Source organism: Paenibacillus planticolens, assembly GCF_013141725.1.
Classification (GTDB): Bacteria; Bacillota; Bacilli; order Paenibacillales; family NBRC-103111; genus Paenibacillus_E; species Paenibacillus_E planticolens.
This window is the reverse complement of the sequence record NZ_WHNZ01000061.1, coordinates 72,748-87,640: the sequence shown is the minus strand read 5'-3', so window position 1 is coordinate 87,640 and position 14,893 is coordinate 72,748. Positions and strand designations below refer to the sequence as shown.

11 protein-coding genes are annotated in these 14,893 nt (G+C 47.1%); all 11 read left to right on the top strand.

Annotated features, from left to right (window positions below; all coding sequences use genetic code 11):
• Positions 1-72: 72 nt before the first annotated feature.
• The 11 genes from rseP to truB all read left to right on the top strand — a co-directional run bounded on the left by rseP (position 73) and on the right by truB (position 14,851).
• Positions 73-1,332 (top strand): RIP metalloprotease RseP, encoded by a 1,260-nt coding sequence (gene rseP / locus GC097_RS24685; protein ID WP_171685961.1) that lies wholly within the window; start codon positions 73-75, stop codon positions 1,330-1,332.
• 22 nt (positions 1,333-1,354) lie between these two features.
• Positions 1,355-2,803, top strand: a complete 1,449-nt coding sequence (proS, locus tag GC097_RS24680) for a proline--tRNA ligase (protein ID WP_171685960.1) — start codon at positions 1,355-1,357, stop codon at positions 2,801-2,803.
• Positions 2,804-2,871: 68 nt separating this feature from the next.
• A complete protein-coding gene (locus GC097_RS24675) occupies positions 2,872-7,179 on the top strand; it encodes a PolC-type DNA polymerase III (protein ID WP_171685959.1) in 4,308 nt (1,435 codons plus the stop codon).
• Positions 7,180-7,396: 217 nt separating this feature from the next.
• Positions 7,397-7,861: a ribosome maturation factor RimP gene (gene rimP / locus GC097_RS24670; RefSeq protein WP_312875726.1), complete on the top strand. Its 465-nt coding sequence runs from the start codon at positions 7,397-7,399 to the stop codon at positions 7,859-7,861.
• A gap of 36 nt (positions 7,862-7,897) precedes the next feature.
• Complete coding sequence (gene nusA, locus GC097_RS24665; protein ID WP_171685958.1) at positions 7,898-8,995, top strand: transcription termination factor NusA; 1,098 nt, start codon at positions 7,898-7,900, stop codon at positions 8,993-8,995.
• A 30-nt stretch (positions 8,996-9,025) separates the two neighbouring features.
• Positions 9,026-9,340 (top strand): RNase P modulator RnpM, encoded by a 315-nt coding sequence (gene rnpM / locus GC097_RS24660; RefSeq protein WP_171685957.1) that lies wholly within the window; start codon positions 9,026-9,028, stop codon positions 9,338-9,340.
• On the top strand, positions 9,330-9,659 hold the full coding sequence (locus GC097_RS24655) for a L7Ae/L30e/S12e/Gadd45 family ribosomal protein (protein ID WP_171685956.1): 330 nt from the start codon (positions 9,330-9,332) through the stop codon (positions 9,657-9,659). Before rnpM ends, GC097_RS24655 begins: the two co-directional genes overlap by 11 nt.
• A complete protein-coding gene (infB, locus tag GC097_RS24650) occupies positions 9,649-12,576 on the top strand; it encodes a translation initiation factor IF-2 (RefSeq protein ID WP_171685955.1) in 2,928 nt (975 codons plus the stop codon). The genes GC097_RS24655 and infB overlap by 11 nt, the downstream gene beginning before the upstream one ends.
• 6 nt (positions 12,577-12,582) lie before the next feature.
• On the top strand, positions 12,583-12,942 hold the full coding sequence (gene rbfA, locus GC097_RS24645) for a 30S ribosome-binding factor RbfA (protein ID WP_171685954.1): 360 nt from the start codon (positions 12,583-12,585) through the stop codon (positions 12,940-12,942).
• Positions 12,939-13,940, top strand: coding sequence for a DHH family phosphoesterase (locus GC097_RS24640; RefSeq protein ID WP_246294440.1), 1,002 nt, complete (start codon positions 12,939-12,941; stop codon positions 13,938-13,940). Before rbfA ends, GC097_RS24640 begins: the two co-directional genes overlap by 4 nt.
• Positions 13,937-14,851, top strand: a complete 915-nt coding sequence (gene truB / locus GC097_RS24635; RefSeq protein WP_171685953.1) for a tRNA pseudouridine(55) synthase TruB — start codon at positions 13,937-13,939, stop codon at positions 14,849-14,851. The genes GC097_RS24640 and truB overlap by 4 nt, the downstream gene beginning before the upstream one ends.
• The last annotated feature ends 42 nt before the right edge of the window (positions 14,852-14,893 follow it).

Below are 14,893 nucleotides of genomic sequence, written 5' to 3'. Positions count from 1 at the left end.
GGCACAGCTTGTATTCAGCGGTTCAATAATGGTAATCTAAGAACATGCTGTCCATGAAGGAGGAAATACGACTTGTCAGCCATAGAAGTTGGATTGAAGGTTATTTTGTTGTTTTTCGTTCTTGTCACGATTCATGAATGGGGTCATTTTTACTTTGCAAAACGCGCAGGCATCTTAGTTAGAGAGTTTGCGATCGGTTTTGGACCCAAGATTTTCTCATATAAAAAAGGGGAAACTCGCTATACGCTTCGCTTGCTGCCCATCGGCGGTTTTGTTCGGATGGCAGGCGAAGATCCGGAAATTGTTCAGGTGAATCCTGGACAAACCGTGGCCGTTAAATTAAATAAAAAAAATGAAGTCACTTCTCTGTTTCTCGATCAATTAGACCGTCGCTCCAATGTGATTCTGGGTGTCGTGGAACAAATCGACTTAGAAAGAACACTTCAAATATCTCTTGATGTGGACGGAGAGAAAGTGACCTATCCCATTGATCGCGAAGCGATCATGGTCACCAAAGGCACTGAAACACAGATAGCGCCATATGACCGGCAATTCGGTTCCAAAACGGTAGGACAACGCGCTCTTGCCATTGTGATGGGGCCGGTAATGAACTTCCTTCTAGCGATCGTGCTGTTCCTGATCGTCGTGATTATATCCGGCGTCTTCACGAATGTTAAGTTGGATTCCGTTCTTGCGGGTAAAGCCGGAGAGAAGGCGGGTCTACATAAAGGCGATATCATTATTTCCATCGACAATCAGCCGATCGGCGATGATCGTGAGAAGCTGGTGAACACCATTCAATCATCCGCCGGCAAACCGATGACGTGGGTTATTGATCGCGCAGGAAATCCACTGACGCTTCAAGTAACACCGGAGATGGAAGCTGGCTCCGGCAAGCTGGGGGTTGTGATTTCAGGGGACCGGCGCAGTGCTACCTTTAATGAAGTGATCAAAGGTACCTACCAACAAGTTGTTGGAACAACGACGATGATTGTAACAGGGCTGCAGAAGCTCGTTACACTGCAATTTAAACTTGATGATTTAGGCGGACCGGTAAGAACAGCCCAAGTTTCTGCCCAATTTGCCCAAATGGGAATCGCTGTTTTTCTTTCTTGGACAGCTACGTTAAGCTTATACCTCGGGATATTTAACCTGCTGCCGATTCCGGCGCTGGATGGAAGCCGGCTTCTGTTCATGGGGCTGGAGGCGCTCCGCGGCAAACCGATCGACCCGAACCGGGAAAGTATGGTTCATTTTGTCGGGTTTGCACTGCTCATGCTGCTCATGGTGGCAGTAACGTATAATGATATTTTGCGATTAATAAAGGGATAGTTCTCATGATCTAGGAGGGTTTATGTCAAACGATAAACAGTTTGTTAAAGAGATTACGCCACAGGGAGAGGATTTCTCCCGTTGGTACATAGATGTGATCAAAAAAGCGGATCTCATGAGCTATTCGCCGGTTCGCGGATGTATCGTGTTCAAGCCGGACGGCTATGAAATTTGGGAAAACATTCAACGCGAGCTGGACAGCAAATTCAAAGAGACCGGTCACCGCAATGCCTATTTCCCTCTATTTATCCCAGAAAGCTTCTTCCAGAAGGAAAAGGAGCACGTAGAGGGCTTTAATCCGGAATTGCCTTGGGTTACAGAAGCAGGCGGGGAAAAACTGGAAGAGCGTTTGGCGATTCGTCCAACCTCCGAAACGATGATCGGGCATATGTACTCCGAGTGGATTAACTCTTACCGGGATTTGCCGCTCTTGATTAACCAATGGGCGAACGTGGTTCGTTGGGAGAAGCGCACGCTGCCTTTCCTTCGCACGACGGAATTCCTATGGCAGGAAGGTCATACGGCTCATGAGGATGAAGCGGACGCACGCCGCGAAACGATGCAAATGTTGGACGTTTACCGTCAATTTGCGGAAGATTTCTTGGCTATTCCGGTTATCGTCGGCCAAAAGACGCCTTCCGAGAAATTTGCGGGCGCTATCGATACTTTCTCCATTGAGGCGATGATGAAGGATGGCAAAGCCGTGCAAGCGGGCACTTCTCACTACCTGGGGACGAATTTTGCTGTAGCTTTTGATATCAAATTCTTGGATCGCGAGAATCAGCATCAATTCGCGCACACCACCTCATGGGGCGTAAGTACTCGTTTGATCGGGGCTCTCATCATGGTTCATGGCGATGACCGCGGTTTGGTTCTGCCGCCGAAAGTGGCTCCGACACAGGTGATTATGATTCCGATCGGTCCTCCAAAAACCCGCGACCAAGTGATTGCCAAAGTGGATGAGCTCTACGCTGAGCTTAAGAAAGCCGGTGTCCGAGTGAAAGTGGACGATCGTGCGGACCAAAGCCCTGGCTGGAAATTTAATGAATATGAAATGCGCGGCGTGCCGATCCGGGTTGAATTAGGGCCACGCGATATGGAAAATGGTCAAGTTGTGCTGGTATCCCGTGTAACCGGTGAAAAGAAAACCGTACAGCAATCGAATTTTGTCGAAGAAGTGCAGAATTTACTTGCTGAGATTCATCAGCAGATGTATGATAAAGCAAAGCAGTTCCGTGATGAGCATTATATTGCCGTCGATACCATCGATGAATTCAAAACTTTCCTAGAGACAAAACGAGGTTTTGCTTTAGCTGGATGGTGCGGTTCTAATGCTTGTGAAGAACAAGTGAAGCAAGAAACAGGTGCGACAAGCCGGAATATTCCTTTCACACCGACAGAAACGAAATCAACATGTTTGGTATGCGGCGATGCGGCTAAGCATACGGTCGTTTTCGGACGCAGCTATTAATTACAATCCTAAGGGCAAATGGAGGCAACTATTCCATTGCCCTTCGTATTTTTATGGGGAGGCTGTTCATGAGTAATTTGGCTGATAAACGGAATCGCTTCGAGCTTCTGATGCAGCAAGCGGAGATTCCAGCCGATGTCGTGTCATCATTTTTTACAGAAGGCTATATCGATCAAGTAGAAATAAGTCGGAAGAATCGCGACTGGACTTTTTATTTGGTGAAAAATGAATTGGTGCCTCAGAACATTTACCGCTCTTTTTGTAAAATGATTCAAGAGAAATTCGCGCAAATCGCGAAGATACGCTTTATCTGGAGATTTGAAGGGGCGGAGCCGGCTGCTTTGGTGGACGAATACTGGAGCCTTTTTATGGAATGGCTGCAGCGCGAAGTGCCCTCCATTAACGGCTGGATGTCCAAAGCGAGATATGATGTGCAAGGCCATTCCTTGTCCCTCATCATGCTAGATGCGATAGGACTCGAGCTCGCGAAGAAAAAAAATATCGACACGTGTATTCGGGACTTTTTTCATAACTATTTCCAAACGGAGTTAACCGTTAAATATGCGATAAGCGATTCCGCTGCAGTTGAAACCGAGTATGAAAAGTTCGCCAAGCAGCGGGAGCAGAGCGAGAAGACGATTACGCAAGAAATCATGATGTCGATTGACATGGAGGAAGAAGAATCTTCTTTACCGGATGATTTGAAGCTTGTCATGGGGTATGACATCAAAGAAGTGCCGACACCGCTGAAGGATATTCAAGAAGAAGAGAAGAAAATCACGGTTCAAGGTACTGTATTCGGCCTGGATGTCAAGGAATTAAGAAACGGAAACACGCTGTTTACTTTCAACTTGACGGATTTTACGGACTCTATGGCGATGAAAGTGTTTGCTAAAACCAAAGATGACGTTAAGATTATGAGCTTGCTTCAGAACGGAACTTGGATCAGGGCCAGAGGGAAGGTTGAGTATGACCGGTTCATGCAGATTCCTGAGCTCGTCATGATTCCTAATGACTTGACCGAAGTGATGGCACCTAAGGATCGGATGGATGATGCTGCGGAGAAGCGCGTTGAATTCCATTTGCATACGACGATGAGCACGATGGACGCTTTAACGCCTATCGATCACTATGTGAAAATGGCGGCAAAGTGGGGGCACAAAGCGATCGCGGTCACGGATCACAGCAACATTCAATGTTTTCCAGATGCCGGAAAAGCAGCCAAGAAACACGGGATTAAAGTGATTTATGGCGTTGAAGCCAACGTCGTTAATGACTCTGTGCCTATCGTCATGAACGCCAGGGATATTGACTTGAAGCAAGCGACATATGTGATTTTCGACGTGGAGACGACCGGTTTATCCGTCACGAATAACCGTATCATCGAGCTTGCCGGTGTCAAGATGCAGGATGGCAAAGAAATCGACCGTTTTGCAACGTTCATCAATCCGCATGAAAAAATTCCGTACAACATTCAGCAGTTAACGAATATTACGGATGATATGGTCGTAGATGCGCCTGACATTGAAGACGAACTTCCGAAGTTTGTGGACTTCATTGGCGATTCTGTTCTTGTCGCTCATAATGCGCGCTTCGATATGGGATTTCTACAAGCCAATCTGAATCGTATGGGGCTGCCTGAGGTTGCGAATGCCGTTCTGGATACATTGGAGCTTGCCAGATTTTTGTTCCCATCCATGAAAAATCATCGATTGAACACGTTATCGGATAAATTTAAAGTTGGCTTAGATAACCATCACCGCGCGATTGACGATTCCATCGCACTAGGTTTTGTACTCTATCATCTCATTAATGAAGCTAATGACCGACAAATTACGAGTCTTGCTAAGCTGAATGACTATGTCGGTAAAGATCTGTCGAATCAACGTCCGTTCCATTGCTGCATATATGCGCTTAATGCGGTTGGCAAAAAGAACTTATTTAAACTGATCTCCTTATCCCATACCACTTACTTGCAGCGGGGCGCTACGATTCCGAAGAGTGTGTTAGTCGAATTAAGAGAAGGATTGCTGATTACCTCTGGCTGTGAAAAAGGGGAGTTTTTCGAAGCGGTTCTTAATAAAACGATCGAAGAAGCCGAGCAAGTTTCAGAGTTTTATGACATTCTGGAAATTCAGCCGGTCAGCTATAACATGCACCTAGTAGAAAAGGGTCTCGTGGGCAGTGTTGAAGATCTCGAGAATGCCGTACGCCGTGTTTGCGAAATCGGATATAAGACAGGCAAACCGGTCATTGCTACAGGAAACGTTCATTACCTACACCCAAGAGAGAAAGTATGCCGGGACATCACAATAAACGGGATAACCGGCTTTAGTCCGCTGAAATCAATGAAGAAGCCGGACGCACATTTCCGCACCACCAAAGAGATGCTGGAAGAGTTTAAATTTCTGGGTGAAGAGAAAGCGCTGGAGGTTGTCGTTCGCAGCACGAATGAGCTGGCCGACCGGTTCGAATCGATTGAGCTCTTCCCGGATAAACTGTTCACGCCAATTATTGAAGGGGCAGACGAAGAAATTCGAGATACCTGTTACTCTACGGCGAAAAGCCTCTACGGCGAAGAACTCCCGGAGGTTATCATTGCCCGCTTGGAGAAAGAGCTCGTCCCGATTATTAAATTCGGGTTCTCTGCGAACTACCTGATCTCCGAGCGTCTGGTTAAAAAGTCAAACAAAGATGGTTATCTCGTAGGTTCAAGGGGATCTGTCGGATCATCCGTTGTTGCGATGATGCTGGGGATTTCCGAGGTTAATCCACTCCCTCCACACTATATTTGCGCATCCTGCCAGCATAGCGAATGGTTTTTGGACGGAAGCGTTCCAAGTGGATTCGATCTCCCGAATAAAGAGTGCCCGAACTGCGGCGGGCCCCTTAAAGGCGACGGTCATGACATCCCGTTCGAAACATTCCTTGGCTTTAAAGGGGACAAGGTCCCCGATATCGATTTGAACTTCTCTGGGGAGTATCAACCTGTAGCCCATAACTATACAAAGGAAATTTTCGGTGAGAAATGCGTATTCCGTGCGGGTACGATTGGCACAGTCGCAGAGAAGACGGCGTTCGGCTTTGTCAAAAAATATGAAGAAGAGCAAGGCCAGAAATGGCGGGGCGCAGAGCTGAATCGATTGGCTGCAGGTTGCACAGGGGTTAAGCGAAGTACAGGTCAGCATCCAGGGGGAATCGTCGTCGTACCGGATTACATGGAAGTCGATGACATTACGCCGGTCCAATATCCGGCAGATGATAAAAACTCAGAATGGAAAACAACACATTTTGATTATCACGCTTTTGATGCCAACTTGCTCAAGCTGGATATTCTCGGGCACGACGATCCGACGATGATGCGGATGCTGCAGGATTTGACAGGGATCGATCCAACGACCATTCCAATGAACGATCCTAAAGCAATGAGCATTTTTAACTCTACGGAAGCGCTCGAGGTAACCCCCGATCAGATCCGTTCGCCGGTTGCTACGTATGGCGTTCCGGAGATGGGGACGAAATTCGTTCGTCAGATGCTTCAAGAAACGCAGCCGAGCTCGTTCGCCGACTTATTGCAAATTTCCGGTCTGTCTCACGGAACGGGCGTTTGGTTAGGCAACGCCCAGGAACTGATTAAGAAAGGCATATGCAATATTAAGACCGTTATCGGCTGTCGGGATGATATTATGCTCTTCTTAATTTATAAAGCGGGCATGGATGCGGGCCTTGCGTTTAAAATTACGGAGAGTGTGCGTAAAGGGAAAGGTCTCACGGATGAGTGGAAAGAAGAGATGAAACGCTGCAACGTGCCTGCCTGGTATATTGAATCTTGCGAACGGATTGAATATATGTTTCCAAAAGCGCATGCTGCCGCTTACGTTATCTCCGCTGTTCGTACAGCGTACTTCAAGGTGTATCATCCGATTGCCTACTACGCGACATACTTTAGCGTTCGTGCGGCCGATTTTGATCTCGAGCTGCTGTGTCAAGGTTATGATGCCATCTTGAAACGCTTGATAGAAATTGAAGAAAAGGGCTTCCAAGCGCTGCCTAAAGAGAAGGCGATGGTTTCCATTCTGGAGATGTCGCTGGAAATGACGTCGCGCGGCTTCAGCTTCAAGCCGATTGATATTTATCGTTCGGATGCGACGCGCTTTACGATCGATGGCACATCGCTGATTCCTCCTTTTGCCGCCATGTCAGGTATTGGCGAGAACGCGGCTAAGAATATTGCGGCTGCCAAGGACGAAGGCGATTTCCTCTCGATCGAGGATTTCCAGAATCGTTCCAAGGCTTCCAAAACCGTGATTGAGCTTCTAAGCTCAATGGGATGTTTCCGCGGTATGCCGGAATCGAATCAGTTGTCGCTCTTCTAGACGGCATGGTTTTTCTCAGAAAAAAATTAGCTGTCAAGTGAAAATCATTAACAAGTTTGCTATTGTAATGCAAAGATTGGTTATGGTATAATTTTTATTGGCAATAATGAGGATATCATCTTGTGATTAAAGAGTGGGGAAACCCACTCTTTACATTTTGATATAGGACTTTTCGGTTTATGGCTGAGGAAAGTCAATTTAGGAGGTACATTTATCTGTGGTTACACAAGCACACATCAAATCCGTCATTGAGGACATGCTGAAGGATTTCATTGAACAAAATGGATTTGAACTCGTGGATATTGAATATGTCAAAGAGGGCAGCAATTGGTTCCTTCGTGTCTACGCTGACAAAGAAGGCGGAATTGATATAGATGATTGCGGCCGTATCAGTGAATACCTAAGTGTTCAATTGGATGAGAAAGATCCGATCTCTGATGCATATTTCTTGGAAGTTTCTTCGCCAGGCGCAGAGCGTCCGCTGAAGAAGACACAAGATTATTACAAGGCCGTGAACAGTCACGTATTTGTTACGACCTATGAGCAGATCGAGGGCTCCAAGGAGTTTGAAGGATTACTGTTATCCTTCGACGAACAAGATCTCGTCATTGAAATCGGCAAGAAGCAAGTTACGATTCCATTCACAAAGGTAGCAAGCGCTCGTCTGGCTATCGTATTTTAGTGACTGTTACTTATTGAAAGGGGGGACTCAGTTCAAATGAACACGGATTTCATCGAAGCGCTGTCGGAAATTGAACGTGAGAAGGGTATCTCTAAAGAGTTACTTATCGATGCAATTGAAGCAGCGATGATTTCAAGTTATAAACGTAATTTCAACACCGCGCAAAATGTGCGCGTAGATATCAATCGTCATACTGGCCTCATCAAGGTGTATGCCCGTAAAACCGTAACTGAGGAAGTACTTGATCCAAGATTGGAAATTTCGGTTCACGCCTCGCGTGAAATTAACCCGAATTATCAACTTGACGATATTGTTGAAATTGAAGTGACACCTCGCGATTTTGGACGTATTGCTGCGCAAACAGCGAAACAAGTCGTGACGCAGCGCATTCGCGAAGCTGAGCGGGGCTTAATTTACAATGCATTCATTGACAAAGAGGAAGATATTGTTACGGGTATTCTCCAACGTCAGGATCAACGTAATATTTATGTCGATTTGGGTAAAGTGGAGGCCGTGCTGCCTTTGACCGAACTTATGCCGACAGATAAGTTCAAACAAGGCGATCGAATTAAAGCGTATATCACCAAAGTGGAGAATACGACAAAGGGACCGCAAATCATTTTATCCAGAACGCACCCAGGACTGCTTAAACGTCTGTTTGAGCTGGAAGTGCCGGAAATTTTTGACGGTGTCGTTGAGATTCGTTCGGTAGCCCGCGAAGCCGGTTTCCGTTCCAAAATTGCTGTTCACTCGCGCAATCCTGAAGTGGATCCAGTAGGTTCTTGCGTTGGGCCAAAAGGTTTGCGCGTTCAGACGATCGTAACGGAACTGCGCGGCGAGAAGATTGACATCGTACGCTGGATGGAGAGCGTGGAAGAGTACGTAGCGAATGCGTTAAGTCCTTCTAAAGTTCTTGAGGTGCAAATTCATGAAAATGAAAAAATGGCACGCGTCATTGTTCCTGATTATCAGCTTTCTTTGGCTATCGGCATCAAAGGGCAAAATGCCCGCCTTGCAGCCAAGCTGACAGGCTGGAAAATTGACATCAAGAGTGAAACACAAGCAGAACAAGAATTTGGCCGAGTAAAAACTTATACAGAAGAAATGCATCAAGATTCAGTAAGTATCGACTAAGTTTTTGTTTGGAAACAAGGGGTGATCGGAATGAAGCAGAGAAAAGTCCCTCTGAGAAAATGCGTGGCCTGCCAGGAAATGATGCCGAAGAGGGAGTTGATCCGCGTCGTCAAAACGCCTGAGGATGACATTCTCATTGATCTTAAAGGGAAAAAGTCCGGGCGCGGTGCCTACTTATGTGGTAAAGTTTCTTGTTTTAAATTGGCGAAGAAAAGCAAAGCCTTGGATCGAGCACTTAAGCATGCCGTTGGCGCCGATATTTATGACCAATTGGAGCAAGATTTCATTCGGGTTGAAGATGAATTTCTCTCCTCGAAAGAGGAGGAATCGGAGGATGAATCCTAAATTTTTGAACCAGTTGGGATTGGCGATGCGGGCGGGGAAGCTTGTTACCGGAGACGAGGGCGTTTTTAAAGCCATTCGTTCGGGAGAGGCCAAACTTGTCATTATGGCGGAGGATGCTTCGGCTAATACACGCAAGAAATTTCAGGACAAATGCCAATATTATGGGGTAACCCTTATGGAAGTTGGATCGAAGTATGAATTGGGCCGCAGCATTGGAAAAGAGATGCGTGTCACCATAGGTGTATTGGACGGAGGCTTCGCGCAGATGCTGCAGAAAAGTCAAGTAAATCCTGCGGAGGTGGAACATATTGACCAATAAACAACAAGATAATAAAGATAAGACACGCGTATACGAATATGCCAAACAGCTCAATATGAGCAGTAAAGAGATTATTACGATTCTTAAACGATTAAATATCCCAGTTAACAATCATATGAGTGTAATGGAAAATGACGCGGTTAGTTCCGTGGAGAAATTTTTCCGTGATATAAAAGCAAATGCGGCTGCCAAACGAGCAGCTACGGACGGAGGAAATGTGAGTTCATCAACGACGAATCAGAATCCTGCAGCGCAGGCTCCAGCACAAGAGAATAAAGGTGCAGCAACGGCAGCTTCCAAGCCGGTTGCTTCTTCAGAACAATCAGCCAACAGTACAACTACAGGTGCAGGTGCAGTGACACCACAGCAAACACAATCTACGCCTAATACTGCGAGTCGTCCTTCCCAACCTCAGCGCGATAGTCGCCCAAGTGGTCAAGGTTCCAGTCAAGGCGGCCGTCCAAACAGTCAAGGCGGGCGCACAGGCTACCAAGGCCAAGGCGGTCAGCGTCCTAGTGGTCAAGGTTCCAGCCAAGGTGGACAGCGTTCCGGTTACCAAGGGTCAAACCAAGGCGGTCAGCGTCCAGCTGGTCAAGGCTACCAAGGTCAAGGTTCTTCCCAAGGCGGACAGCGTTCCGGCGACAGACCTCCTTTCCGTTCCAACGACGGACGTCCCGGCGGCTCGACAGGCGGCTATAACAGCCAACGTCCGGGCGGTCAAGGTCAAGGTCAAGGTCAAGGCGGAGCTCCGCGCACCAACAGCAACTATGCGGGATCCCGTCCTAGTCAAGGTGCAGGTGGTTCGACAGGTGGCGGACAAAGCGCGAATAGCGGCCGTCCGCAAGGTTCGAGTCCGAACCGCAGTGCAGGGCCAAACCGTCAAAACAAGCCGTTTGACAACCGCAACAATAATCAAAGCGGAAGACCTGTGATTCAGGAAGCTAAGCCGCAGTTCCACGTAGGCGCAACAGCAGCTGAATTGGATGATGCAGCAGCGAAAGCAGGCGTGATTACAACCAAGAAATCCAAACCAACGCCTAAACGTTTTGATGATAACCGCTCTGGCGGAAACCGCGGGCCATCTGGCAACAACCGTGGTAATCAACGTGGTAACAACCGCGGCAGATATCAGCAAGAAACCGTTAAGAAAGAGAAAATTGATAACACACCTAAGAAAATCATCGTTCGCGGCAGCATGACGGTTGGTGAAACAGCTAAATTGCTCCACAAAGATGCTTCTGAAGTTATCAAAAAATTATTGTTCCTAGGAACAATGGCGACGATTAACCAAGAGCTTGATTTGGACGCTATTCAATTGATTGCAACTGAATTCGGCGTTGAAGTTGAGATTAAAATCAAAGTTGAAGAAGACAACTTCGAGACGATTGAAGAAGTGGATGACGAGGCAGATCTGCTTGAGCGTCCGCCAGTTGTTACGATTATGGGTCACGTTGACCATGGTAAAACGACACTTCTTGATGCCATTCGTAAAACAAGCGTTACCGAAGGGGAAGCTGGCGGAATCACACAGCACATCGGGGCGTATCAAGTCGAAGTTAACCATAAAAAGATCACGTTCTTGGATACTCCGGGTCACGAAGCATTTACAACGATGCGTGCCCGCGGTGCGCAAGTTACGGATATTACGATTATCGTCGTTGCTGCAGATGACGGTGTAATGCCACAAACCGTAGAAGCGATCAACCACGCTAAAGCAGCTGGCGTTCCAATTATCGTTGCCGTGAACAAAATTGATAAAGAAGGCGCTAATCCTGACCAAATCAAGCAGGCTCTCACCGCTTATGAATTGGTTCCGGAGGAGTGGGGCGGCGATACGATCTTCTGCGAAATTTCCGCGAAACAGCGTATCGGACTTGAAAATCTGCTTGAGATGATCTTGCTCGTGGCGGAAGTTCAAGAATACAAAGCTAACCCGAACAAACGTGCAAGAGGAACTGTTATTGAAGCTGAGTTGGATAAAGGAAGAGGCCCTGTGGCTCGTGTCCTGATTCAACATGGTACGCTGAAAGTAGGAGACAGCTTCGTTGCGGGCGTTCACTTCGGACGTATCCGTGCGATGGTTAACGATAAGGGCAAACGCTTGAAAGAGGCAGGTCCGTCTACACCAGTTGAAATTACAGGTCTTACGGACGTTCCTCAAGCTGGAGATCCATTCTTAGTGTATGAAGATGAGCGTAAAGCAAGAGACATCGCAGATCGTCGTTCCATTGCTCTGCGTCAATCAGAGATGACCGCGAATTCACGCGTGACGCTGGATGACCTCTTTAAACATATTAAAGACGGCGAAATCAAGGATCTGAATGTCATCATCAAAGGCGACGTTCAAGGCTCCGTTGAAGCTCTGAAAAGCTCGCTCGAGAAGATCGAAGTGGAAGGCGTTCGCGTCAAAATCCTGCATAACGGCGTAGGGGCGATTACGGAGTCCGATATTATTCTTGCTTCTGCATCCAACGCGATTATCATCGGTTTCAACGTTCGTCCTGAATCTGCTGCCAAAGCAACGGCAGATCAAGAGAAAGTTGATATTCGTCTGCATAACATCATCTACAACGTCATTGAAGAAATCGAGCAAGCGATGAAAGGCATGTTGGATCCTATCTTCAAAGAAGTCGTTCTCGGTCAAGCTGAAGTACGTAACGTGTTCAAAATTACGGGTTCAGGAACAATCGCCGGTTGTATGGTTATTTCGGGCAAGATTGCGCGCAATGCACAAACTCGTTTGATCCGCAGCGGTATTGTTGTCCATGAAGGTAAAATTGATTCCTTGAAACGATTTAAGGACGACCAAAAAGAAGTGGCACAAGGTTACGAATGTGGTATATCTCTGGAGCGTTATCATGATATTAAAGAGGGCGACATTATCGAAGCCTTCATCATGGAGTCCGTTGAGAGGTGATAACAAATGGCTAGAGTGCGTGTAGGTCGAGTTGGCGAGCAAATTAAGAAAGAATTAAGCCAAATCGTACAATCCGAATTGAAAGATCCGCGTATCGGTTTCTTAACGGTTACGGGGGTTGAAGTAACGAATGATCTTTCCTTAGCACGCGTGTTTCTTAGCGTCATGGGCACCGACGAACAGAAAGAGGCCACGCTAAAGGCACTTTCTGCCGGTTCGGGATACATCCGTTCCGAGTTAGGCAAACGGATCCGATTGCGTAAAATTCCGGAACTGCAGTTTAAGTTTGATACGTCTATCGATTACGGAAGTCATATCCAAAACTTGCTCCACAAGCTAAATCAGGAAGGAAATCCAAGCGTATGAGCAGCAGAATGATCCATGCCACCGAATATAGCCAGCAGCTGGAAGCAGCAGCTAAGTTTATCGAGCAGCATGATGATTTCTTGGTGGTATCTCACATCCAGCCGGATGGGGATGCCGCCAGCTCTACATACGCGATGGGTTGGCTTCTGAGCCAACTAGGCAAAACCTTTACCCTAATCAACGAGGGCGCAATGCCTACGAAATTCTCCTATTTATGGGGAAGCGATCTCGTGCTCGATTTTGGCAAGGAGATGCCGAACAGGCAGTTCCAGACTATAATAAGTGTTGATTGTGCTGATTTCTCCAGAATAGGTAGGGTCAGCACTCTTTTTGATGGACAAGCCCAGTTGCTCAATATTGACCATCATCCGACTAATGATAGATTTGGTTCGTGTCATTTGATTAAGGATGATGCGGCCGCGACCGTTCAGATTCTGTATGATTTAGCCATACATATGAATATGAACTTAAACCTGTCATTTGGAGACTGTATATACACAGGCTTGCTAACAGATACAGGCGGCTTTCGATATTCGAATACTTCGCCGGAAGTTATGCAGATGGGAGCGAACTTGCTTGATCTAGGTGTCCAAGGCTCCGAGATTGCTGAGCAAGTATTAGAGCGAGTGACGTATTCGCAAATCGTTCTCTTGCAAAAGGCGCTGTCTACCCTTTCATTTGCCCATGAGCGTAAACTTGCGTGGCTTGCTGTTTCCCTAGAGGATTTAGAGTTTACGGGGGCTTCTAATGAGGATTTGGATGGACTCGTCAACTATCCGCGCAATGTGGAAGGCGTCGAGGTGGGCATGCTTTTTAAAGAGAAAGCGCCCGGAATAATTAAAGTAAGTCTTCGCTCTTCAGGTCTTGTTGACGTTGCAGCGATCGCTCAATCCCTTGGCGGTGGCGGTCATGTGCGTGCATCCGGCTGTACAATCCCAGGAACGCTTGAAGAGGCAGTGGCAAGAATGGTTCAGGAAGTAGGGAGCAAGCTGATATGACGTTAGAAGGCATTTTGCCTGTTTGGAAACCGGAAGGCTTCACATCGCATGATGTCGTAGCTAAAGTCAGAGGTATTCTTGGAATCAAACGAATTGGCCACACAGGTACGCTAGATCCGCAGGTGACGGGGGTTCTGCCGCTTTGCATTGGTCGAGCGACCCGAATGGTCGAATATATTCAGGAACTGCCTAAGGAGTATGAGGCTAAGCTTACAATCGGACTTTCAACGGACACGGAGGACATGACCGGCAACGTATTGGAGGAAGTCTCCGAGGTACGGTTGGATGAAGCGCTAGTCCGCGAGGTACTGCATCGCTTTATCGGAGAGATTGAACAGACTCCGCCAATGTTCTCGGCCGTTAAGGTAGATGGGAAACGACTCTATGAACTGGCCCGGGAAGGGAAAGAAGTAGAGCGGAAATCCCGCAAAGTGACCATTCATCAACTGGAGATTCTTCATATGGACTTACAGCAGAAGCATCCGGAAATTCATTTTCGGGCATCCTGCTCCAAAGGAACCTATATTAGAACCTTATGTGTTGATATTGGCAAAGCTTTAGGATATCCCGCGGTTATGAAAAGCTTGATTCGGACTTCGACCGGCAGTATCCGGCAGGAACAGTGTTTAACCTTTGAGCAGATTAAAGAAATGAAGGCACTAGGCGTGTTGCAAGACCGGATGATTCCTATGGATCAGGCGATTTCCCATATCCCTTCTGTTGATCTTACCGAGCAAGAAGCTGTATATGCTCAACAAGGGAAACGGATATCACTGTCTTCGAGTCGGATAGCAGGTGCAGCGGGTTCGCAAACCTTGCTTCGTGCTTATTCTCCCGATAAACGGTTCCTTGGTCTATTTGAATGGAAAAGCGCCAGCCAAATCCTGATTCCTTCAAAAGTATTTCTTTAACCCATTACATTCAGGGACAGGTTGAAATGGATAGGTGAAACG

Excerpts from the sequence above, each read along its gene's own strand:
- rnpM (WP_171685957.1), top strand. The coding sequence starts at position 9,026 with ATGAAGCAGAGAAAAGTCCCTCTGAGAAAATGCGTGGCCTGCCAGGAA.
- truB (WP_171685953.1), top strand. The coding sequence starts at position 13,937 with ATGACGTTAGAAGGCATTTTGCCTGTTTGGAAACCGGAAGGCTTCACA.
- GC097_RS24675 (WP_171685959.1), top strand. The coding sequence starts at position 2,872 with ATGAGTAATTTGGCTGATAAACGGAATCGCTTCGAGCTTCTGATGCAG.
- GC097_RS24655 (WP_171685956.1), top strand. The coding sequence starts at position 9,330 with ATGAATCCTAAATTTTTGAACCAGTTGGGATTGGCGATGCGGGCGGGG.
- proS (WP_171685960.1), top strand. The coding sequence starts at position 1,355 with ATGTCAAACGATAAACAGTTTGTTAAAGAGATTACGCCACAGGGAGAG.
- rbfA (WP_171685954.1), top strand. The coding sequence starts at position 12,583 with ATGGCTAGAGTGCGTGTAGGTCGAGTTGGCGAGCAAATTAAGAAAGAA.
- GC097_RS24640 (WP_246294440.1), top strand. The coding sequence starts at position 12,939 with ATGAGCAGCAGAATGATCCATGCCACCGAATATAGCCAGCAGCTGGAA.
- nusA (WP_171685958.1), top strand. The coding sequence starts at position 7,898 with ATGAACACGGATTTCATCGAAGCGCTGTCGGAAATTGAACGTGAGAAG.